Annotated in this window: 22 protein-coding genes; 10 read left to right on the top strand and 12 right to left on the bottom strand. The window is 60.1% G+C overall.

The genetic code is table 11. The features are described 5' to 3' along the window. The first annotated feature begins 101 nt into the window (after positions 1 to 101). Together KVG87_RS07940 and KVG87_RS07935 are read left to right on the top strand one after the other, a co-directional pair. Positions 102 to 308 carry a hypothetical protein gene (locus KVG87_RS07940; protein WP_400502970.1) on the top strand — a complete coding sequence of 69 codons (207 nt, stop codon included), beginning with the start codon at positions 102 to 104 and terminating at the stop codon, positions 306 to 308. A gap of 84 nt (positions 309 to 392) precedes the next feature. Continuing rightward, a complete protein-coding gene (locus KVG87_RS07935) occupies positions 393 to 641 on the top strand; it encodes a DUF6555 family protein (protein ID WP_041480580.1) in 249 nt (82 codons plus the stop codon). Positions 642 to 810: 169 nt separating this feature from the next. Here KVG87_RS07935 and KVG87_RS07930 read toward each other — a convergent pair whose 3' ends face one another. Then, positions 811 to 1320, bottom strand: coding sequence for a nucleoside deaminase (locus KVG87_RS07930; RefSeq protein WP_095179608.1), 510 nt, complete (start codon positions 1318 to 1320; stop codon positions 811 to 813). 33 nt (positions 1321 to 1353) lie between these two features. Then, entirely contained in the window at positions 1354 to 2694 is a 1341-nt protein-coding gene (locus KVG87_RS07925) for a nucleobase:cation symporter-2 family protein (protein WP_217850073.1), read from the bottom strand. Positions 2695 to 2896: 202 nt separating this feature from the next. On the opposite strand from KVG87_RS07925, the gene KVG87_RS07920 reads away from it, so the two are divergent. Next, on the top strand, positions 2897 to 3811 hold the full coding sequence (locus KVG87_RS07920; protein ID WP_217850071.1) for a LysR family transcriptional regulator: 915 nt from the start codon (positions 2897 to 2899) through the stop codon (positions 3809 to 3811). On the opposite strand, the gene KVG87_RS07915 is transcribed toward KVG87_RS07920, so the two are convergent. Together KVG87_RS07915 and KVG87_RS07910 are read right to left on the bottom strand one after the other, a co-directional pair. After that, complete coding sequence (locus KVG87_RS07915) at positions 3812 to 4237, bottom strand: VOC family protein (protein ID WP_217850069.1); 426 nt, start codon at positions 4235 to 4237, stop codon at positions 3812 to 3814. A gap of 167 nt (positions 4238 to 4404) precedes the next feature. Beyond that, entirely contained in the window at positions 4405 to 4857 is a 453-nt protein-coding gene (locus KVG87_RS07910) for a winged helix-turn-helix transcriptional regulator (RefSeq protein WP_217850067.1), read from the bottom strand. Between the two features lie 107 nt (positions 4858 to 4964). Here KVG87_RS07910 and KVG87_RS07905 point away from each other — a divergent pair, with 107 nt between their 5' ends. Beyond that, complete coding sequence (locus KVG87_RS07905; RefSeq protein ID WP_217850065.1) at positions 4965 to 6188, top strand: MFS transporter; 1224 nt, start codon at positions 4965 to 4967, stop codon at positions 6186 to 6188. Positions 6189 to 6300: 112 nt separating this feature from the next. Here the strand turns inward: KVG87_RS07905 and KVG87_RS07900 are convergent, their stop codons facing one another. The 5 genes from KVG87_RS07900 to KVG87_RS07880 all read right to left on the bottom strand — a co-directional run bounded on the left by KVG87_RS07900 (position 6301) and on the right by KVG87_RS07880 (position 8356). Then, positions 6301 to 6447 (bottom strand): hypothetical protein, encoded by a 147-nt coding sequence (locus tag KVG87_RS07900; protein WP_016774259.1) that lies wholly within the window; start codon positions 6445 to 6447, stop codon positions 6301 to 6303. 108 nt (positions 6448 to 6555) lie between these two features. Beyond that, positions 6556 to 6783 carry a PLD nuclease N-terminal domain-containing protein gene (locus tag KVG87_RS07895; protein ID WP_024012535.1) on the bottom strand — a complete coding sequence of 76 codons (228 nt, stop codon included), beginning with the start codon at positions 6781 to 6783 and terminating at the stop codon, positions 6556 to 6558. Positions 6784 to 6869: 86 nt separating this feature from the next. Next, entirely contained in the window at positions 6870 to 7325 is a 456-nt protein-coding gene (locus tag KVG87_RS07890; protein ID WP_024012534.1) for a DUF421 domain-containing protein, read from the bottom strand. 99 nt (positions 7326 to 7424) lie between these two features. Beyond that, a complete protein-coding gene (locus KVG87_RS07885) occupies positions 7425 to 7850 on the bottom strand; it encodes a hypothetical protein (RefSeq protein WP_225930804.1) in 426 nt (141 codons plus the stop codon). Then, on the bottom strand, positions 7847 to 8356 hold the full coding sequence (locus tag KVG87_RS07880) for a CinA family protein (protein ID WP_217850063.1): 510 nt from the start codon (positions 8354 to 8356) through the stop codon (positions 7847 to 7849). Before KVG87_RS07880 ends, KVG87_RS07885 begins: the two co-directional genes overlap by 4 nt. A 165-nt stretch (positions 8357 to 8521) precedes the next feature. Here KVG87_RS07880 and KVG87_RS07875 point away from each other — a divergent pair, with 165 nt between their 5' ends. Beyond that, on the top strand, positions 8522 to 10903 hold the full coding sequence (locus tag KVG87_RS07875; RefSeq protein ID WP_217850061.1) for a DUF3772 domain-containing protein: 2382 nt from the start codon (positions 8522 to 8524) through the stop codon (positions 10901 to 10903). Between the two features lie 5 nt (positions 10904 to 10908). Here the strand turns inward: KVG87_RS07875 and KVG87_RS07870 are convergent, their stop codons facing one another. Further along, positions 10909 to 11922: a LacI family DNA-binding transcriptional regulator gene (locus KVG87_RS07870; RefSeq protein WP_217850059.1), complete on the bottom strand. Its 1014-nt coding sequence runs from the start codon at positions 11920 to 11922 to the stop codon at positions 10909 to 10911. A 203-nt stretch (positions 11923 to 12125) separates the two neighbouring features. Here KVG87_RS07870 and KVG87_RS07865 point away from each other — a divergent pair, with 203 nt between their 5' ends. The 3 genes from KVG87_RS07865 to KVG87_RS07855 are packed head-to-tail and all read left to right on the top strand — an operon-like array spanning position 12126 to position 15642. Then, positions 12126 to 13289, top strand: a complete 1164-nt coding sequence (locus tag KVG87_RS07865; RefSeq protein WP_217850058.1) for a Gfo/Idh/MocA family protein — start codon at positions 12126 to 12128, stop codon at positions 13287 to 13289. Beyond that, positions 13279 to 14361: a sugar phosphate isomerase/epimerase family protein gene (locus KVG87_RS07860; protein ID WP_217850057.1), complete on the top strand. Its 1083-nt coding sequence runs from the start codon at positions 13279 to 13281 to the stop codon at positions 14359 to 14361. Before KVG87_RS07865 ends, KVG87_RS07860 begins: the two co-directional genes overlap by 11 nt. 42 nt (positions 14362 to 14403) lie before the next feature. Further along, the gene (locus KVG87_RS07855; protein WP_217850056.1) at positions 14404 to 15642 is read left to right on the top strand and encodes a nucleoside permease; all 1239 of its coding nucleotides are present in this window, start codon (positions 14404 to 14406) and stop codon (positions 15640 to 15642) included. A gap of 79 nt (positions 15643 to 15721) precedes the next feature. Here the strand turns inward: KVG87_RS07855 and KVG87_RS07850 are convergent, their stop codons facing one another. Next, positions 15722 to 16021, bottom strand: coding sequence for a hypothetical protein (locus KVG87_RS07850; protein ID WP_217850055.1), 300 nt, complete (start codon positions 16019 to 16021; stop codon positions 15722 to 15724). A gap of 1031 nt (positions 16022 to 17052) precedes the next feature. Here KVG87_RS07850 and KVG87_RS07845 point away from each other — a divergent pair. Both KVG87_RS07845 and KVG87_RS07840 read left to right on the top strand, forming a co-directional pair. Continuing rightward, entirely contained in the window at positions 17053 to 17889 is an 837-nt protein-coding gene (locus tag KVG87_RS07845; protein ID WP_016774246.1) for an AraC family transcriptional regulator, read from the top strand. Between the two features lie 54 nt (positions 17890 to 17943). Beyond that, on the top strand, positions 17944 to 18537 hold the full coding sequence (locus KVG87_RS07840) for a LysE family translocator (RefSeq protein WP_217850054.1): 594 nt from the start codon (positions 17944 to 17946) through the stop codon (positions 18535 to 18537). Here KVG87_RS07840 and KVG87_RS07835 read toward each other — a convergent pair. Beyond that, positions 18534 to 19304 carry an AraC family transcriptional regulator gene (locus tag KVG87_RS07835; RefSeq protein WP_217850052.1) on the bottom strand — a complete coding sequence of 257 codons (771 nt, stop codon included), beginning with the start codon at positions 19302 to 19304 and terminating at the stop codon, positions 18534 to 18536. The genes KVG87_RS07840 and KVG87_RS07835 overlap by 4 nt on opposite strands. Between the last annotated feature and the right edge of the window lie 32 nt (positions 19305 to 19336).

Here is a 19336-nt window from a genome sequence, read left to right as displayed (position 1 = left end):
TCGGTGACCCACAATCGGTTGCTGTGTACCCTTTCTGCATCAGGCAAATCCATGCAGAGGACAGGGTGTTGGCATATCTGGATTGGGTGCAATGGCCGGCGATGCTGGTCACCGTTCTGGCCGCCTGGCTGATCGGTTCGCAACGACCGCAACGGCGCATGAGCGGCTTCGTTTGTTTCAGTCTGAGCAATTTGTTGTGGGTGATCTGGGGCGTCTACGCCGGGGCTTACGCGCTGATCGTTCTGCAGCTTTGCCTGTTCCTGATGAACCTGCGCGGCTTCATGAAGAACCGCGTTTCAGAGCGCTGAGTGACGCTGATCATCTGGCCAGAAAATCCTTTGAATTTTTCTTGTCGGACAAAATCATTTACGTATGAGCGTAAGGAGGAACTCATGCGTAGCACCGATATTTTCGTCATCGAATACAAACATCACGACCAGCCAAAATCATTCGTCATCCGCGCCAAGAGTATGCGCAACGCCGACGCTTGGCATTGGGCGAGCTGTGACGCCGGTATTGCGCCGATTCCGAAACCGGGTAAACCACCGTTGAAAGTGGTTTCCAAACCCCAGGCCGAGCGCTATGGGATTACGGAGGTGAAGTGGCGCGAGACGGCAGCGCTGGACTGGACGGAGGCTTAGGCAAATCGGGTCGCCTGGCTGAGCTTGCACGTCAGCCAGGCGCCCCGCAACAGACCATGGGAGGCATTCCGCTGGGGAATGTGCGGTTGTCGTCCCGGTGAAGTGACCAGTACCTGACCGCACGAAACTGATCGTTCCTCACGCTCCGCGTGGGAACGATCAATAACAACTAAGACCAGAACCCTTTATGCGGCTCAGCCGCCTCCTCCTCCAGCATCGGCCCGAAGACACTGACCGTGCGCTGCCCTCTGGCAAACACTTCGCGACACGGCAACGAGAACGTCGGGTTCTCCGGATGATCGCCGGTCAGTCCGAGCAAAGCATGCTCCGACAACGCATACACCACTCGCCCGACACCGGTCCAATACACCGCGCCCGCGCACATGCAGCAAGGTTCGGCGCTGGTGTACAGCGTGCACGCCTCCAGCTCCGTGGGTGACAACCGCTTCGCCGCCGCAGCCACCGCGACCAGTTCGGCGTGCTGGGTGGGATCACCTTCCGGCGGCATCGAATTGTTGCCCGCTTCGGCAATGACGTTGCCGTCGCGGTCCGCCACCAGCGCCGCAAACGGGTGCCGGCCCCGTTGCTTCGACGCCTGCGACAGAGCGATGGTCTGGCGCAGCAATGCCAGGTCCAGATCGCTGACGCCGGCCGGAACAAGCTGAGTGAATTGATTCATGGGTAACTCCTGGGCAGTGAGAAAAGACAACGGTCAGTCGGCCAGTTCGGCCGCGGACGCGCCGACGGCGTCGGTCGATGATTTTTGTTTGTTGAGCAAGAGGTTGAGCAGAATGGCGGTGATCGCACCGAGGAAAATGCCGCTGTCGAGCACCAGTTTCAGCGTCGGGCCGACGTGTTCGAACAGGGCCGGAAACGACATTGGCAAGACGCCGACGCTGACCGACACCGCAACGATGATGGCGTTGCGTGTGCCTTCGAACTGCACCCGTGACAGTTCCTGAATGCCCGCCACCGTGGTCATGCCGAACATGACGATCGCGCAGCCGCCCAGCACTGGAGTGGGCACCGCCGCAATCAACGCGCCGAGCTTGGGGAACAAGCCCATCAAAACCATGATCGCGCCAGCGGCGGCAACGACGAAGCGGCTCTTGATGCTCGAAAGCGCAATCAGGCCGGTGTTTTGCGTGAAGGCGTTATAGGGAAAGCTGTTGAACACACCACCGAGCATGGTCGACAAGCCGTCGGCGCGGAAGGCGTTGCCGAGGGTCTGCTGCGTAGTCGGTTTGCCGACCAGTTTGCCGATGGCCAGGCAGTTGCCAGTGGTCTCGGCCATGATCACCAGCATCGCCAGGGTCATGATCAGAATCGGTACCAGAGAAAATTCCGGCGGACCAAACGCCATTGGCGCGCTCAACTCGAACCACGCCGCCTCGCTGACCCGATTGAAGTGCGTCATGCCGCAGGCGGCAGCGATCAGGCTGCCGACAAACAAGCCGATGAGCACACTGAGGTTACCGATGAAGCCGCTGAATTTCGCATAAATCACCAGCGTCACACTGACCGTGGCCAGACCCAGCAGCAGATTGGCCGGGCGACCGAAGTCAGGCGAATCGGGATTGCCACCACCCAGCCAGATTGCCGCCGCCGGCATCAGTGAAATACCGATGATGGTGATCAGGCTGCCAATCACCACGGGCGGAAAGAATCGCAGCAAGCGGCTGAACACCGGCGCCAGTGCGATGGTCAGGAAGCCGGCGGCGATCACCGCCCCAAAGATCTGGCTGAGGCCGAACTCCTTGCCGATCATGATCATCGGCGCCAGCGCAATGAACGAGCAGCCCTGAATCAACGGTAAACGCGCGCCGAACTTCCAGAAGCCGAGGGTCTGAATCAACGTCGCCACACCGGTCGTCAGCAGGTTGGCGTTGATCAGTAAAACCACCTGAGCCGACGTCAGCCCCATCGCACTGCCGAGAATCAGCGGCACCGCCACCGCTCCCGCATACATCACCAGAACATGCTGCAGACCGAAGGTGAAAAGCTGCCGCAGGGGCAACACCTCGTCGACCGGGTGAACGCGTTGTGTAGTCATGGCACAAGCTCCTGAAGGGGCAGCGTTGGGTGTAATCGCGGGCGCTCAGGGGCAGATGCACAGAAAGAATCGGCCCCGGCGTTCGAAGACGCGGGGTCATCCTTGAATGTTTTCAACGATGAAACAAATTGGCAACCATCGCTTTTTTCGATGGCAAAGACGCGGCACAATCGCCGTCTCGCTCAAGCTCGGAGTACACCGCGTGCGCTTCTCACTCGATCAGTTGCTGATGTTCGTCCAAGTGGTGAAAAGCGGCTCGTTCTCCGCCGCCGGGCGCAAGTTGGGCAAGACGCAGTCGACCATCAGCGCAGCGATCGCCAATCTGGAAACCGACCTTGGCGTCGAGTTGTTCGACCGCAGCAATCGCAGCCCTGCCCTCACCGCCAGCGGGCACAAATTGCTGGTCCAGGCAGATGCGGTACTGGAGCGCTGCATGACCTTCGAGGCCCACGCTGATTGCCTTTCCGATAGCGTCGAACCGAGCCTGACCCTGGCGATTGAAACGCCATACGGCCCGATCATGCCGGTGCTGCAAGCGTTCGAGCAGGCCTTCCCGTTTGTCGATCTGATCATTCGCCACCCGGTCTACGGCGATGTCAGCGAACTGGTCAGCAGTGGCGAGGCGGTGCTGGGCGTGGCGTTTTCGCAGCCGGGCTATCCTCGGGAACTGGCGTTTCAGCAACTGGGCAAACTGATCATGCTGCACGTCTGCCATCCGGATCATCCGCTGGCGCAACTGGACAATGTCACGTTCGACGATTTGCACGTGCACCGGCGCCTGGCGTTCAGTGCGCACGCCACCAAGCTGCCGAGCAGTGAATACCTGCGTTCGACGCAACTGTGGCAAGCGGAAAGCTATCTGGCCCTGCTCGAAATGGTCCGCGCCGGCCTCGGCTGGGCGACCTTGCCGCGCCAACTGATCCAACGTGAACTGGGCAATGGCGAACTGGTCGAGTTGCAGCTGTCGGCGTACCCGCATACCGACTGGCAAATCGGCGTCGATCTATTGTGGGCGCGCCGACGGCCCTTGGGCACGGCCGAGCGCTGGCTGAAGGAAAAGCTGCAGGCCAACAAGGTTTATGAACGCGATCGCAACGGCCAGACCACTACGCTGTGATCACTTGGCAAACACCTGGCCCATGTCCTTGAACGCCTTGAATTCCAGCGCATTGCCGCAGGGGTCGAGCAGAAACATGGTCGCCTGTTCGCCGACCTGCCCCTTGAATCGAATGTAGGGCTCGATCACGAATTGCGTGCCGAATGACTTCAGTCGCTCGGCCAGTGCCTCCCATTGCTGCCACTCTAAAATGATGCCGAAGTGCGGGACCGGTACGTCGTGACCGTCTACCGGATTGCTATTAACGCTTTCCTGGGCAGCCGTTTTCGGCTGTTCGTGGATGACCAATTGGTGGCCGTAGAAGTTGAAGTCGACCCACTGCGCGCTGGATCGGCCCTCCTCCAGGCCGAACACTTCACCGTAAAAACGCCGGCAAGCGGCGAGGTCGTAAACCGGGATGGCGAGGTGGAAAGGTGAAAGGCTCATCAGGCACTCCGGTAATCGCGTTGCTGGAAATATGGCAACGGCGCACCGCTGCTGATCGAGGATCGAAAACAGCCTAGATCAAAAACCCTGCGAATGCCGGCTCGACTTTTCATGCCATGGAGATAGCGCGGCTGTGAATACGCGCCACGACTATCTGCTCGGCTTCCTTACCGGCGCGTCACCACTTTTCGGTGACAGTCCGCCGGGGCCAGCACCGCGCCCGCCCTGGAGCGCACGACGATAGTCTCGACGGGCTCGGCCCGTTCGTTGTCGAGCAGGATCGAGTGCTCCTCGCCTTCCGTAAACAGAAAACGCTCGCCCCACTGCCGCAGGCTGACGACGATGGGGAACACCGCGCGGCCCATGTCGGTGAGCACGTATTCCTTGTAGGCGCTGCCATCGGACGCGGGCTGAATCTGCAACACGCCGAGCTCGACGAGCATTTTCAGTTTGACCGTGAGGATGTTCTTGGCCAGGCCCAGACGTTTCTGGAATTCACTGAAACGGCGCACGTCATCGAACGCATCGCGAATGATCATCAAGGCCCAGCGATCGCCAATGGCTTCGAGTGTTCGGGCCACCGGGCATTCGCTCTGCGCCAATGTTTGTTGTCGGGCCATGTGATTCCTGATGGATCGGCTATTGAATGTGGTTGCATTTAACAACCCGAATGAATAAAGATCAACGTATCGGTTTCAATTCAAAACCACACTACGAGGAAGCAAGGATGCCGTGTCAGACGCAAACCCTGATCAATGCGCAAGCCGCAGCTGACAGCGCAACGACCGGGCTGAGTCGTTTGCAGACTTTTCTCTTTGCAATCACCTGCGCGATGGCAGTGGCCAATGTTTATTTCGCACAGCCATTGTTGGAATCGATGGCCGCCAGCCTCGGGGTTTCACCGGGGGCGATCGGCGTTGTGATCACGGCCACGCAAGCCGGGTATGCCGTGGGGCTGCTGTTCATTGTGCCGCTGGGTGATCTGCTCGATCGAAAGAAACTCATCGTCAGCCAACTGCTGTTGTCTGCAACGGCGCTGTGTGCCGTGAGCCTGTCCGAGAGCTGGGGAGTGCTGCTCGGCGCCATGATGCTGGTGGGTCTGCTGGCGGTGGTGGTGCAAGTGGTGGTCGCCTGCACCGCCAGCCTTGCTCGCCCGGAGCAGCGCGGCGCCGCCGTAGGCACGGTCACCAGTGGCGTGGTACTGGGCATTTTGCTGGCGCGTTTCGTTTCCGGCGTAGTGGCTGATCTGGCCGGTTGGCGCGGCGTGTATTTTGTCTCCGCCGTACTGATGGTCGGCTTGGCCCTGCTGTTATGGCGCACCCTGCCCGCCTCGGCGAAACCGCCTGCACAGGGCAGTTACTGGCGACTGCTGCGCTCGGTATTGGAATTGTTTTTGACTGAGCGGGTACTGCGCGTCCGCGGCATCTTCGCCCTGCTGATTTTCGCCGCCTTCAGTGTGTTGTGGACGTCGATGGTACTGCCGCTCAGCGCGCCGCCATTGTCGCTGTCGCATACGCAGATCGGCCTGTTTGGTCTGGCCGGAGTGGCGGGCGCGCTCGCCGCCGCTCGGGCTGGGCGCCTGGCCGACTTAGGGTTGGGCAATCGCACCACCGGCATCGCCCTGGCGCTGCTGACGCTGTCCTGGCTGCCCATCGCATTTGTCGACAGTTCGCTGCTGGCGATGGCCGTCGGGGTGATCCTGCTCGACTTCGCCGTGCAAGCAGTGCACGTGACCAATCAAAGCCTGATCTTCGCCGCACGACCCGATGCGCAGAGCCGACTGGTCGGCGCGTATATGTGTTTTTACTCGGTGGGCAGTGGTCTGGGCGCCATCGCGGCGACGTATACCTATGCGCACTCTGGCTGGGTGGCGGTGTGTTTTCTCGGAGGCGGGATCAGTGCTGTGGCTTTACTGTATTGGGCATGGCTGGAATACCGCTACTCGAACTGAACCAGTGCGGGAGTGAGCCTGCTCGCCAAGACGGAGCATCAGTCAGCACAGAGTTGTCTGACCTGACGCCTTCGCGAGCAGGCTCGCTCCCACAGGTTGTTGCCAAGTGGAGTTACTTGCCCTCCTCAGGCTTCTCGGTCTGCATCTGCACCGACGGTTTGCTTTTGTCACCGTCCTTGTTGGGTGCATCGTTGGAATCGAAGCAGCCGCTCAACAGAAACATTGAGCAGAACCCCAGACATACGCAGATTTTTTTCATGACGATCTCCTGTCAGCAGTGGTATCGCTACCCGGTTCAAGCTTGACCTAGCATCGTTTACCTTCTTCCGGGATGTGCGCAAATTCATTGCAGGACTGCATCGGGCTCTCAGCCCTTACTGTGCTCCGGCGACGAAGGCCCTTCCTTGACGCCGCGCGGGCCGGCGATGCCCCACACGATCAGGCCAAGCACCGGGAACACGATCAAGCCGATCGCCCAGGCGGCTTTGACGCCGACGCTCTTGTTGCTGCGAAACACGCTGACAATCGCCCACAGGTCGACCAGCAGAATGATCACCGCCACGGCGATGGAGAAGTAACTCGCTGCCTCGTTCATTTCGCAATCCTCCGATGACTTGTAAGCATTGGGCTGCGCGGCTTTTTCAGCGTTCAAAAAAATTGCGCGTGCGCGGCGCCAAAGCCTCAGCCACCTTCCGGATCCTGGCGGATCACGGAAATCTTGCCGTTGCGTTCGATGATCGCGAATTTGATCTGGTCGATGGTTTCTATGCCCTGACTGGAACGTGCCGCCTCCATGACATCCGCCTCGACCAGCCGCGCATGGCGCAGGCGTCGGTGCAACAGCTTGCCATTCTCGACAATGATCGTCGGCTCGCCATCGATCAGCCGCGACACCCAACTGGAACGCTGTTTGAGCAGGGAAAAACCGACATCCACAGCGATCAGCGTAATGATCACCAGAAACGCATTGGTCAGGGAAAAATCATCACCAAGCAGCGCTTGCTGGGTGGCTTCACCGATGATCATCAGCAAGACGAAATCAAACGTCGTCAGCTCGGCCAGCGAACGCCGACCGGCAATTTTGAACAGCACCATCAGTGCCAGATACATCGCGAGTGCGCGCAACACCGAGTCCATGGGTCACCTATGGATAAATGAATTGAGTGAGCTTCACTTCGCTCGAGCCCGGCACCCGGATATGGCTGCGAAACAGGCCCAATCCGTCACCGCGCAGCGTCACATAGAGCGTCGCCTGGCCCTGGGCATCAGCCTGCAACCACAAGCGCATACCCTGTTTTGAGCTGCGCATACGCACCGGGGCCGGCTGCATGGTTTCGACCTGAAGCCATCGAGCATCTCGCCGCCGATATCGAGTTCGACAGTGGCTTCAGGCGCCGTGTGCACGCTGAGTTTCAGCGGGTTGGTCGAGCCGTTGCGATGGAACATCTCGTATTCGACCTGGACTTTACCGTCATCGCTGCGAGCCTCCTGCGAACTGAGCACGCCCCGGGAAAACAGCCCCAACAGACCCAGCAGCATGCACAGCACCAGTAGATACCAACCGATGCGCTCGAAGCGCCAGACCTTCAACTGATAGGCCATGTCCTCCTGCACCGGGAACTGCCGACTGCGCAGATCGGGATGGTCAGCGTCGTGCTTCATCGGCGCCACCCTCCTTCGCCGCGCAAGGCGCGACGGTGATAATCGGGCAACTGCTGCAGGGCGAATTCAGAAGCGAGGGTCTGCACTTCACTGCGCGATCCGGCAAACCATTGCTGGGTGCTGAACAGAAAATGTTTGTCATCGAACTGGAACGCCCAGGCGAAACACACCGTACCGGCCTTGATGCCATCCATATCGTCGGGTCCGAGAATGCCGGTGGTGGCGACGGCGACGTTGGCCGTGCTGTCGCGCAACGCGCCGATGGCCATTTCACTGGCAACTTCCACGCTGGTCAGATTGAAGGTGTCCATGGTCGCCGGGCTGACGTGCAGCAGGCGCTGCTTGGCTTGCGGCGAATAGACCACATAGCCGCACTCGATCAACTCGCCGCTGCCGGGCACCTCCGACAGCAACATGACGATCTCCCCGGCCGTGCAGGATTCGGCGGTGGTGATGATCAGTGAATGTCGGCGCAGGTATTCAATCGTTTCCTTGGCGATGGACATGGCACGCTCTCGAAGCTGTTATTGCCGGTTGACCGCTCGCTGCGCGGATCATTCCGCCGGATTGGATGAGCGTGTAAGCGCCTCTCGCAGAGAAAGTTTTCCGCCCCGTTCGGCGCGATCACCTACCCTCATAGACTGTGTAATCCACTCGAGCCCGCCGCCCCCATGCGCTGTTCATTCAAGTCGTTGCTTTTGATTCTGTTGCTGCTACTGATGCCGGGCAGCGCTGCGCTGTGGGCGGCGGATGTTGCCGCGCCGGCAAACTCCGGCGCAGCGCCAATGCCGGTGATTTCGCAGAGCGATCTGCAAGCCCTGCAACAACGCCTCGACGGGCTCAAGCAGCAGATCTCGGCGGCAAACAATTACAACCAGCTCGAAGGCCCGCAGGATCGGGTGCAGGCGTTCATTCTCGATGTCGATCGGTTGTCGGCAGCGCTGTTGCCGCAACAGGCGCAACTGACGGTGCAACTGGGCGTGCTCGGCACGGCGCCCGACGCCGAGGTGGCCGCCGAGCAAGCCGATATCGTCGCGCAGCGGGCTGCGCTGGCGGAGCAGAAAAGCAAGGTCGATGGCACGCTGAAAAGCCTCGCCGCACTGAAACAGAACGCCGCCGACCTGATCACGCAAATCGCCGGCATCCGCCGCACCCTGCTGGAAAGCGAACTGACCCTGAGCACCCGCAGCGTATTGAGCCCGTATTTCTGGACACCGCTGGTCAATCCAAGCGAAGACGACCGCCAGCGCCTGCGACTGTTCGTCGAGCAGGTGGCTGACGTATGGGCGACGGTCTGGGCGCCGGGCGAGCGGTTTTACACCTGCGTACTGGTGCTGTTGGCGCTGCTGATCTGGACCTTCGGCCGACGTCTGGCTGAGCGCGGGCTGACCTGGTTCTGCATTCATCGCGTGGCGGAGGGCCGACTGCGCCGCAGTGCCTTGGCCTTCGCCTCAGCCATAGCGACCTTCGTCACTACCGCCATCGCCCTGAAGCTGCTGTTCTACGCCTGCACCCGCCACGACGCGCTGCCGCCGGTGCTGGAAACCTTCTCCGAAGAGTTCGAGAAAGTCGTCTATGCCTGCGTGCTGATCACCGGCCTCAGCCGCGCATTGCTCTCCACCGCGCACCCGTCCTGGCGCCTGCCGTCAATCGCCGATCCAGTGGCGCTGGCCCTCAAGCCTTATCCGCGAATCCTCGCCTGCGCGTTGCTGGTGTTGGTGACGCTGGTGCAGGTCGCCAATGCCACAGGCATGAGCAGCCACATCGTGATGGCCGGGCGCGGCGTGATTTCAATGGTGGTGCTGGCGATCATCGGCACGATGCTGCTGCGCGTCGGCAAAGTGCGCAAGGCCTTGGTCGCAGCCAACGACCCATCGGCGACCAACAGCGTGTTCGCCGGGCTGATCTACAGCGTCGCCAGTCTCTCGATGTTGGTGACGGCTATTGCGCTGCTGGCCGGCTATGTTTCGCTGGCACGGTTCATCAGCTATGAGCTGGTGTGGGGCTATGTCGTGCTGTCGGGCTTCTACTTGCTGATTCAGCTGGTCAAGGACGCCTGTGAGCACCTGTTTTCGCCGAAACACGCGAGCGGCCAGGCGCTCAAGCAATTGCTCGGCGTCAGCGATCGGCGCCTTGAGCAGACGTCGATCCTGTTGTCCGGGGTCAGCCGCGCCGGCCTGATGCTGATGGCGCTGATTTCGTTGTTTGTCGGCGGCATCGGCACCACGCTTGGCCAACTGGTCACCAACATCATGTCGATCCTTGGCGGCGCCGGTTTGCGCAAGCTGAATATTGTCCCGGCGCATCTGCTCAACGCACTGCTGGCACTGCTGATTGGCATCTGGCTGATCCGTGCATTAAGCCGCTGGCTCGACAACGAATTCCTGCCCAAGACCGACATGGACCCGGGCATGTGCGCGTCGCTGAGCACGCTGTTCTCCAATATCGGCTACGCCTTCGTGATTTTGCTGACGCTGTCGTCGCTGGGCGTACAGTGGACCAATCTGGCGTGGATCGTCAGTGCGCTATCCGTGGGTATCGGCTTCGGCTTGCAGGAGATCGTCAAGAACTTCGTCTCCGGCCTGATCCTGCTCACCGAGCGCCCGGTAAAAGTCGGCGACCTGATCAGCATCAGCGGCGTCGAGGGCGACATCCGCCGGATCAACGTGCGTGCCACGGAAATCCAGCTCAGCGACCGCTCGATCGTGATCGTGCCCAACTCGCAACTGATCTCCCAGAACCTGCGCAACGTTACCCTCGGCGGCAGTGCTCAAGGCGTGGCATCGCTGGAGCTGGTGTTTCCGCTGGATATCGATCCTGAGCAGGTCAAACAACTGCTGCTGGATGCGTATCACGAGAACGAAACCATCCTCGATAAACCGGCGCCATTCGTGCGTTTCAGCAAATTGTCCCCGGACGGAATAACCCTCACGGTCACCGGCTATGTGGGCAGCCCGAGGATTGTCGGGCTGACCAAGAGCGATTTGTTGTTCGAAGTGTTGAAGCGGTTGGGCGCAGCGGGGATTGCGCTGGCGAAACCGCCAGCGGCGTGATTCGGTTAGCGCTTGCCCGTGTTGTCGATGCGGGCCGTGCTGCTGCGTGGCGTCAGCTCGAACGGCAAGACGACATGCCGCTCTGTCAGCGGCTGTTTTTCGATCAGCGCAATCAGCATTTCGACCGCCTTGGCCCCGAAGGCCTCGGCTGGTTGCGAGATGGTGGTCAGCGGCGGATCGCAGAACGCAGCCATCGGAATGTCGTCGAAACCCACCAGGGAAATATCCTCGGGCACACGCAGCCCGGCCTGCCGGATGCGCTTGAGCGCACCAATGGCCATTTCATCGTTTTCGCAGAACAGCGCGCTCGGCCGCTCGGCCAATGCGAGCATGTTTTGCGCGCCGGCAAAACCGGCCTCGAGGCTGAAATTGCCATGGCAGATCAGTGCTTCATCGAAGGCAATCCCGGCCTCGCGTAGCGCCGCTTCGTAGCCTGCCAATCGATCCAAAGTCAGCGGACTGTTTTTTGAGCCTTTGATCAGGCCGATGCGTCGGTGTCCCAAGGCGATCAGGTGGTCGGTCATGGCTTTGGCGGCGGCGACGTTGTCCAGGCTGATGGTTGGATATCGTCCGGCCTTGAGCACTTCGCAGGCGTTAACGATGGGCGGCACATCGGCGTCGGCCGGGGCGTTTTCGAAAGGATCGTAAGCGCGCAACTGGATCACCCCGTCGGCCTGATAGGCGTAAACCAGCTCGGCGAATTGTCGCTCCAGTTCTTCCCGGCCCTGAGTGTCGCACAGCAGCAGGCGATAACCGGCCGCCTGCGCCGCTTGCTGCGCGCCGCTGATGACCCGGGCAAAGAAAGTATTGGCGATGGTCGGCACCAGAATCACCAGATTGCCGGTCCGCCGCGAACGAAACTGCACGGCCATCAGGTTCGGCCGATAGCCGGCCTGCTCCACCGCAGCCATGACGCGCTCACGGGTTGGCGCGAGCACGCGCTCGGGCGATTTCAAAGTCCTCGAAACCGTCGCCACGGAAACCCCGGCCAGCCGAGCCACTTCGCGAATATTGGACAAAAACACCTCGTTGATTCATGCCGATCAGGCGCGGAGCTTACCGCAGGCGACGAGCGATCGAAACGCTGTCGATAATCCGCTGGCATTTGACACTCGGCTAATTCAAGCCTAGATTTCGCCCACGATGTAACCGGTTACATCGCTCATCAACATTGCATCCAGCTACCGAGACGACTGCCATGTACGCTGCCGCAAAAATAAGAATGGGTTTTGTTGGAGGCGGTGAAGGTTCATTCATTGCCCGTGCCCACCGGCAAGCCGCCGGCCTCGACGGACGCTTCGAACTGGTCTGCGGCGCATTCAGCCGCGACCCGGAGAATAATCAGCGCACCGCTGCGGCCTTAGGTGTCGCGGCCGAGCGTTGTTACGACGACTGGCAAACCCTGCTCGCCCGCGAGGCCGCCCTGCCCGCCGAGCAGCGCATGCAACTGCTGGTCATCGTCACTCCCAATCATCTGCACGCACCAATTGCCCGTGAGGCATTGAGCGCCGGTTTTCATGTGTTCAGCGAGAAACCCGCGGCGCTGAACCTCGCCGAGGTGCAGGCGCTGCACTCGGTGGTGATCAACAGCCAGCGAATTTACGGACTGGCGCACACCTACCTCGGTTACGCGATGGTCTGGCAGGCCCGCGAAATGGTCGCCAGCGGTGTGCTCGGGCGCGTGCGCAAAGTCCTCGTCGAGTACCCGCAAGGCTGGCTCAGCACCGATGTCGCCGGGCAAGGCAACAAGCAGGCCGGCTGGCGCGACGACCCGGCGCAATCCGGGATCGGCGGCTGCATCGGCGACATCGGCACCCATGCGTTTTCCCTCGCCGAGTTCGTTGCCGGCCAGTCGATCCAGTTCATCAGCGCAATGCTCGGCTCGCATGTCGAGAGTCGGCAACTGGATGACGATGTGGCGATGCTGTTCAAAATGCGCGACGGCGCCAGTGGTGTATTGCTCGCCAGCCAGGTCTGCGCTGGTGAGGAAAACCCGCTGAAGATCCGCGTCTACGGTGACAAGGGTGGGCTGGAATGGCGTCAGGAAGAGCCGGCCAGTCTGATTCATCGACCGTTGAATGAACCGATGCGCATTCTGCGATCCGGAGTCGGTCAGCCGTGGTTGTGTGCCGCCGCAACCCAACGCATGCGCCTGCCTGCGGGGCATCCCGAGGGTTATCTGGAAGCGATGGCCAACCTGTACGGCGATCTCGCCGAAGCGATTGTGCATGGCGCCGAGGGCCATCAGGCACCGGGCGTACCGGGCATCGAGACCGGCCTGCGCGGCATGGCCTTCATTGAAACCGCCATCGCCAACCACCTTGGCAATGAAAAGTGGAGCGAGATCCCCGGCCAACTGACAGGAGCCCAGCACAATGAACAGTGATCAGCAAAATTCGACTGGCCTGAAAGGTCCGGGGATTTTCCTCGCGCAATTCATCGCCGACCAAGCGCCTTTCGACTCCCTCGCCAACATCGCCGAATGGGCAGCCTCGCAAGGCTACAAAGCCATTCAGTTACCGACCCTCGGCATACGGTTCATCGATTTGCAGCGCGCTGCTGAAAGTCAGGATTACTGCGACGAACTTATCGGCGTCTGCGCCCGCGCGGGTGTAGTGATCAGCGAGTTGTCGACGCACCTGCAAGGGCAATTGGTCGCTGTGCATCCGGCGTTCGACAGTCTGTTCGACGACTTCGCCCCGCCCGCGCTGCGCGGCAAACCTCAGGAGCGCACCGAGTGGGCCATTGAGCAGTTGAAACTGGCCGCCCGTGCCAGCCAACGCCTGGGACTTACCGCCCATGCGACCTTCTCCGGCGCCCTGCTCTGGCCTTACGTCTATCCGTGGCCACAGCGTCCGGCCGGTTTGGTCGAGCAAGGTTTCGCCGAACTGGGCAGGCGCTGGCTGCCGATCCTCGATTGCTTCGAAGAGGCCGGCGTTGATCTGTGCTACGAAATCCATCCCGGCGAAGACTTGCATGACGGCGCGTCGTTCGAACAGTTTCTCGAAGCGGTGAATCATCACCCCCGCGCCGCAATTCTGTATGACCCGAGCCACCTGCTGCTGCAGCAAATGGACTACCTCGGCTTCATCGACCGTTACCACCAACGCATCCGCATGTTCCACGTCAAGGATGCCGAGTTCCGCCCCGATGCGCGCTCCGGCGTCTACGGCGGCTATCAGGGCTGGGTCGAGCGTCCCGGGCGCTTTCGCTCGCTGGGCGACGGCCAGATCGATTTCAAATCGATCTTCAGCAAATTGTGCCAATACGACTTCAACGGCTGGGCCGTGCTCGAGTGGGAGTGCTGCCTGAAAGACTCCGCACAGGGCGCGGCGGAAGGCGCGGCGTTCATCGAGCGACACATGATCCGCAAGACCGCCAAGGCCTTCGACGATTTCGCCGGGGTCAGCGCCGATGCCGCTTCCAACCGGCGCTTGCTCGGCCTGACCGACGACTGATTCATCCGCGTTACCGACATAAAAACAATACGGTGATCTGAAATGAACGTAATGAATGCGCGACTAAGCGTGATGATGTTTTTGCAGTTCTTTATCTGGGGTGGCTGGTTCGTCACCCTCGGCACTTTTCTGGCCACCACGCTCGCTGCCAGCGGCGGCCAGGTCGGTATGGCCTTCGCCACGCAATCATGGGGTGCGATTCTGGCGCCGTTTGTCATTGGCTTGATTGCCGACCGGTTTTTCAATGCCGAACGCATTCTGGCAGTGCTGCATCTGCTTGGCGCAGTGTTGCTCTATCAGCTCTATCGCGCGGCAGACTTCAGCGCGTTTTATCCCTATGTGCTCGCCTACATGATGGTCTACATGCCGACATTGGCACTGGTGAACGCCGTGGCGTTCCGCCAGATCAAAGACCCGGCGCTGGAGTTCTCGCGCATTCGCGTGTGGGGCACGGTGGGCTGGATTGTCGCTGGCGTGGTGATCAGCTTCGTGTTCGCCTGGGACTCGCAGCAAAGCATCGCGGCGGGAGGCTTGCGCAATACGTTCCTGATGTCCGCCGTCGCGTCGCTGTTGCTGGGGCTTTACAGCTTCAGCCTGCCGAACACCGCGCCGCTGAAAAGCGCAGCCGGCTCATCAAGCCTCAAGCAGATGCTCGGCGTCGATGCGTGGGGTTTGCTCAAGGATCGCAGCTATCTGGTGTTCTTTCTCGCCTCGATCCTGATCTGCATTCCGCTGGCCTTCTATTACCAGAATGCCAATCCGTTTCTGGCCGAGATAGGCGTGACCAACCCGACAGCGAAGATGGCCATCGGTCAGGTGTCGGAAGTGCTGTTCATGTTGCTGTTGCCGCTGTTCATCCATCGCTTCGGCATCAAGATCGCCCTGCTGGTCGGCATGGCTGCCTGGGCGTTGCGCTACGTGCTGTTTGCGTTCGGCAATAACGACGATCAGGCATTCATGCTGCTGATCGGCATTGCCCTGCACGGCGTGTGCTATGACTTCTTCTTCGTGTCCGGGCAGATCTACACCGATGCCAAGGCACCGGAACGCTTCCGCAGCTCGGCGCAAGGTTTGATCACCTTGGCTACGTACGGGTTGGGCATGTTGATTGGTTTCTGGATCGCGGGACGGATTACCGACCACTTCACATCAAGCGCGGGGCATGACTGGAAAAGTATCTGGCTGTTCCCCGCCGGTTTTTCCGTGGCGGTGTTGCTGTGTTTCTGGGCGACATTCAAGAGCCGCGATCGCGACAAGGCTGTGCTGCCGAGTGCGGTTTAGAGCAGAGTTGTAATGCATGAATAGAACGAATGCCGCCTGTGGTTGAGGCGGCATTCGTTATCGATGCTCATCGTTGCGCTCAAGCGGTGCGACGTTCGAGCAGACGGTCAGCGCCACCTTCGGCGACCCGATTGCCTTGCAGGTGATCGGAGCCATCAGAGGCTACTGCATCGCTGAACAGTGGATCGGTTTCGGTTGCGGCTACTGCATCGCTGAACAGCGGGTCAGTTTCGGTTGCGGCTACTGGATCGCTGAACAAGCGGTCTGTTTGAGTGGCGGCCGCGACCGCATCACTGAACAGCGGGTCGGTTTCGGTGGCGGCGAAGGCATTCAGTGCAAAAACCGAGAAAGCGATACCGAGGATAGTCTGGCGTTTCATGATGATGTGCTCCGAGTTGCAGCGGTTGGGTATGGAGCCGATCTTACGCCGCACCGTGGATATGAGAACTTCATTGACTTAATGGTTGTTATTGACGCAATCAATGGCTGATCGAGCATGAGCCGCTATTGGATCGATCTTCATGCTGTTGCTTACGTCGTTAAGCGAAACGCCCTACAAAGTCGAAAGCATAAAACCGACAATCTCGTTTCTGACAGTTTTTGCGCACAAAAAAAGACCCGTATCAGTCGCAACCGAAACGGGTCTTTCCCCACTTAGACGACCTTATTTCAGGTCGTCAAAGTGATCTCGCAGGAACTCGTAAAAGCGCAAGGCTTTCAACAATCTCCATACAAGGCTCAGCGTACGCAGCAAAAGCTTCATACGTTTTGGCCTCCAGTGCTGGCGGCCAAACCTCCAGCAAACTTACCGGACCATGCGTGCCTTCAGCCGACTGGCTAGGGTGGCTGGTGAGGCGGCCGGTTGAAATCCCTTCGAGACATCATTCCGGCACGGGTGCGAATCCGCGTCGAAGGGCGTAAAACCTTTTGCGCCCCCGGCCAAACCTCTCCGCCGCTCTATCAGTTGAGCGCGGGCATATTAACCTGAAAACTCCAGGACAAAAGCGCCGCTCACACCGTTATTCATCAAACGCCGCCACGCCTTTGTTAAATGTTATTTCTGCCAGACAAATTTCAACAAACATAAACATATAAATTCTTCGCAGGGCCGAAGACGCACTTGTTTCGAACGCCTGTTCAACCGTTGCAAGGAACGGTAAAACTCCATACCATGGCAATCCTGGTTAGGGTGGCTGGTGAAGCACCTGGCTTCGATCGCAAATCGAGGCCTACTAAAAAACCGCCCCGCGAAGGCGGTTTTTTTTCGTGTGCGTTTTCTGGTCCCCTCCCATCCAAGGCACATTGCCTGACTCGATCCCCCTGCGCCCCTGCACAAATCTTCTAAACACTCTCCTCCCCCACGCGGTATTTTAAAAACGCCCCTGCTCAACCGCCCTATGGAATCCTCCCATGGACAAACGCAACTGGATCTCTCTCTCCCAGGATGTCGATACCGGGATCGAGTCGATTCGTGCGCATTTCCGTGGGCATGCCTACGATCCGCACTGGCATGACAGTTTTCTCGTCGGCGTTACCGAGCAAGGCGTCCAGCAATTCAACTGCCGCCGCGTGCGTCATCGCAGTACGCCGGGGCATGTGTTTCTGCTTGAGCCGGGTGAAATCCACGATGGCCATGCGCCGACCGAGGATGGCTTCACCTATTCGATGCTGTATCTGGATCCGCACTGGCTGGAGCGTGAACTGCACGCGCTGTTCGAAGAGGCACCGGCCGACAGTCAGCCAGGCTTTGCCGACACCCTGAGCCACGATCCGCGCCTGTCGACGGCGATCGTGCAAGCCTTCCACGCGTTACATGACGGCGATCTGCGCATCGTCCGGCAGACTGCGCTGGATGGCCTGCTGGCGTCCCTCACCCGCCACCTCGACTGGCGCAAGCGACAGGACTTCGATCCGCGCCTGCCACTTGTTGCGCAGGTAGCGCGCGACTATCTGCATGCCCACACCTATGAAGACATCGGCCTCGACGACCTAGCGCAAGCCTGTGGTGTCGATCGTTTTCGCCTGACCCGCGCGTTCAAGGCCGCTTTCGGTCTGGCACCCCACGCCTACCTGATCCAACTGCGCCTGGCCAAGGCACGGCAATTGCTCGCGCGCGGCGAGACGCCAGCGCAGGTGGCCAGCGTGCTTGGTTTTGCCGATCAGAGTCATCTGGGGCGCTGGTTCCGCCGCGCCTATCAATTGACCCCGGCGGACTACCGCAGACGCTGCTCAAATCTTCCAGACTGAGGCCCGCCCGCTGACGATCATGGTGTCCTGTTTCGACTTTCAGGAATTTGCACCATGGCTTCTTTACTGCCCTTTCTGCTGTTTGCTTTCGTCGCCTCGATCACGCCGGGGCCGACCAATATTCTTGTGTTGAGCCACAGTTCGCGGCGCGGGTTGATCGCCACGCTGCCGATCATTTTCGGCGCCTGCGCGGCGGCGGCGCTGATCGTGCTGGTGGTCGGGCTCGGTGTTGGCGAAACCCTGTTGCGCTTTCCGCGGGTGCAGCAAGCCATGGCTTGGGCTGGCGTGCTCTGGTTGAGCTGGCTGGCGTGGCAGATCTTTCGCAGCCCGCCGCCATCCCTGGACCCGAAATCGCAGGAACAAGGCTTGAGCGTCTTCGGCGCGGCGCTGCTGCAACTGGTCAATCCGAAGGTGTGGATGATGGCTGTGGCGGTGGTCAGCGTATTCGTTGGCGGCGGCGACAAGACGCTGCGCCTGTTGGTGTTGTCGCTGGCGTTTCTGCTGGTGTCGTTGCCGTGCATGACGCTCTGGGCATTGCTCGGCGTTGGCAGCGCACGGTTGCTCAGCTCACCGCAAGCGTTCAAGCGAATGAACGCGGCACTGGCCCTTCTTCTGCTGCTCTCGGCATGGCTGTCCGTGTTGATCTAATGCCCGGTGGCTTGCCGGTATTCGCGTGGTGTAAACCCGGTCGAGGCTTTGAACTGACGGGTGAAAGCGCTGTGATCGGTGTAGCCGCATTGCAGCGCCACCTCGGTGATCGGCAAGTCGCTGTGCAACAATCGATGCGCGTGTTCCAGGCGGACTTTCTGAATCATCTGCCGTGGTGTCAGGTGGAAAACGCGTTTGCAATAGCGCTCCAGTTGCGCCACGGAAATCCCGGCGATCCGCGTCAGTTCACTCAGCGTCACCCGCCGGTTGAAATTGCCGCGAATGTATTCATCGACAGCCGCCAGGCGCTCGAAAGCCGGATGGGTTTCACTGGCTGACTGCAGGTCCACCGAGATCCCCACCAGACCGATGATCGTCCCGTCACGGTTGCAGATCGGCCTCTTGTGGGTCAGGCACCAGCCCGGTTCGCGACTGCCATACAGGTGCAGTTCGAGCTGATCCTCCAACACGAAACCTTCCTCCAGCACTTTGCGATCCTGCTCGGTGTAACCCGGCCCCAACTGCGCCGGGAACACTTGCGCGCTGGTCTTGCCCAGCAATGGGCGCAGGTCTTTTAAGCCACAACGCTGGACCAGCGTGCGGTTGGCCAGCACATAGCGCGCGTGCAGATCCTTGATGAAGATCGCCGCATTCGGGATCACATCGAGTATCGGCAACAGCTGCGCGGCACCGGCGACCATCTCTTCGAGGGTCTGCGCACGCAAACCGTCAGTGCCTTGGCACAGGATCGAAAACCCAGGCTGCATGAAAAATCTCCTTTGCGATGAAGCGCCAGAAA

Source organism: Pseudomonas siliginis (genome assembly GCF_019145195.1).
Taxonomy (GTDB): domain Bacteria; phylum Pseudomonadota; class Gammaproteobacteria; order Pseudomonadales; family Pseudomonadaceae; genus Aquipseudomonas; species Aquipseudomonas siliginis.
The sequence above is the reverse complement of the archived record's forward strand: the minus strand, read 5'-3'. Positions and strand labels throughout refer to the sequence as shown.

Excerpts from the sequence above, each read along its gene's own strand:
- KVG87_RS07940 (WP_400502970.1), top strand. The coding sequence starts at position 102 with ATGCTGGTCACCGTTCTGGCCGCCTGGCTGATCGGTTCGCAACGACCG.
- KVG87_RS07935 (WP_041480580.1), top strand. The coding sequence starts at position 393 with ATGCGTAGCACCGATATTTTCGTCATCGAATACAAACATCACGACCAG.
- KVG87_RS07930 (WP_095179608.1), bottom strand. The coding sequence starts at position 1,320 with ATGAATCAATTCACTCAGCTTGTTCCGGCCGGCGTCAGCGATCTGGAC.
- KVG87_RS07925 (WP_217850073.1), bottom strand. The coding sequence starts at position 2,694 with ATGACTACACAACGCGTTCACCCGGTCGACGAGGTGTTGCCCCTGCGG.
- KVG87_RS07915 (WP_217850069.1), bottom strand. The coding sequence starts at position 4,237 with ATGAGCCTTTCACCTTTCCACCTCGCCATCCCGGTTTACGACCTCGCC.
- KVG87_RS07910 (WP_217850067.1), bottom strand. The coding sequence starts at position 4,857 with ATGGCCCGACAACAAACATTGGCGCAGAGCGAATGCCCGGTGGCCCGA.
- KVG87_RS07905 (WP_217850065.1), top strand. The coding sequence starts at position 4,965 with ATGCCGTGTCAGACGCAAACCCTGATCAATGCGCAAGCCGCAGCTGAC.
- KVG87_RS07900 (WP_016774259.1), bottom strand. The coding sequence starts at position 6,447 with ATGAAAAAAATCTGCGTATGTCTGGGGTTCTGCTCAATGTTTCTGTTG.
- KVG87_RS07895 (WP_024012535.1), bottom strand. The coding sequence starts at position 6,783 with ATGAACGAGGCAGCGAGTTACTTCTCCATCGCCGTGGCGGTGATCATT.
- KVG87_RS07890 (WP_024012534.1), bottom strand. The coding sequence starts at position 7,325 with ATGGACTCGGTGTTGCGCGCACTCGCGATGTATCTGGCACTGATGGTG.
- KVG87_RS07885 (WP_225930804.1), bottom strand. The coding sequence starts at position 7,850 with ATGAAGCACGACGCTGACCATCCCGATCTGCGCAGTCGGCAGTTCCCG.
- KVG87_RS07880 (WP_217850063.1), bottom strand. The coding sequence starts at position 8,356 with ATGTCCATCGCCAAGGAAACGATTGAATACCTGCGCCGACATTCACTG.
- KVG87_RS07875 (WP_217850061.1), top strand. The coding sequence starts at position 8,522 with ATGCGCTGTTCATTCAAGTCGTTGCTTTTGATTCTGTTGCTGCTACTG.
- KVG87_RS07865 (WP_217850058.1), top strand. The coding sequence starts at position 12,126 with ATGGGTTTTGTTGGAGGCGGTGAAGGTTCATTCATTGCCCGTGCCCAC.
- KVG87_RS07860 (WP_217850057.1), top strand. The coding sequence starts at position 13,279 with ATGAACAGTGATCAGCAAAATTCGACTGGCCTGAAAGGTCCGGGGATT.
- KVG87_RS07855 (WP_217850056.1), top strand. The coding sequence starts at position 14,404 with ATGAACGTAATGAATGCGCGACTAAGCGTGATGATGTTTTTGCAGTTC.
- KVG87_RS07850 (WP_217850055.1), bottom strand. The coding sequence starts at position 16,021 with ATGAAACGCCAGACTATCCTCGGTATCGCTTTCTCGGTTTTTGCACTG.
- KVG87_RS07845 (WP_016774246.1), top strand. The coding sequence starts at position 17,053 with ATGGACAAACGCAACTGGATCTCTCTCTCCCAGGATGTCGATACCGGG.
- KVG87_RS07840 (WP_217850054.1), top strand. The coding sequence starts at position 17,944 with ATGGCTTCTTTACTGCCCTTTCTGCTGTTTGCTTTCGTCGCCTCGATC.
- KVG87_RS07835 (WP_217850052.1), bottom strand. The coding sequence starts at position 19,304 with ATGCAGCCTGGGTTTTCGATCCTGTGCCAAGGCACTGACGGTTTGCGT.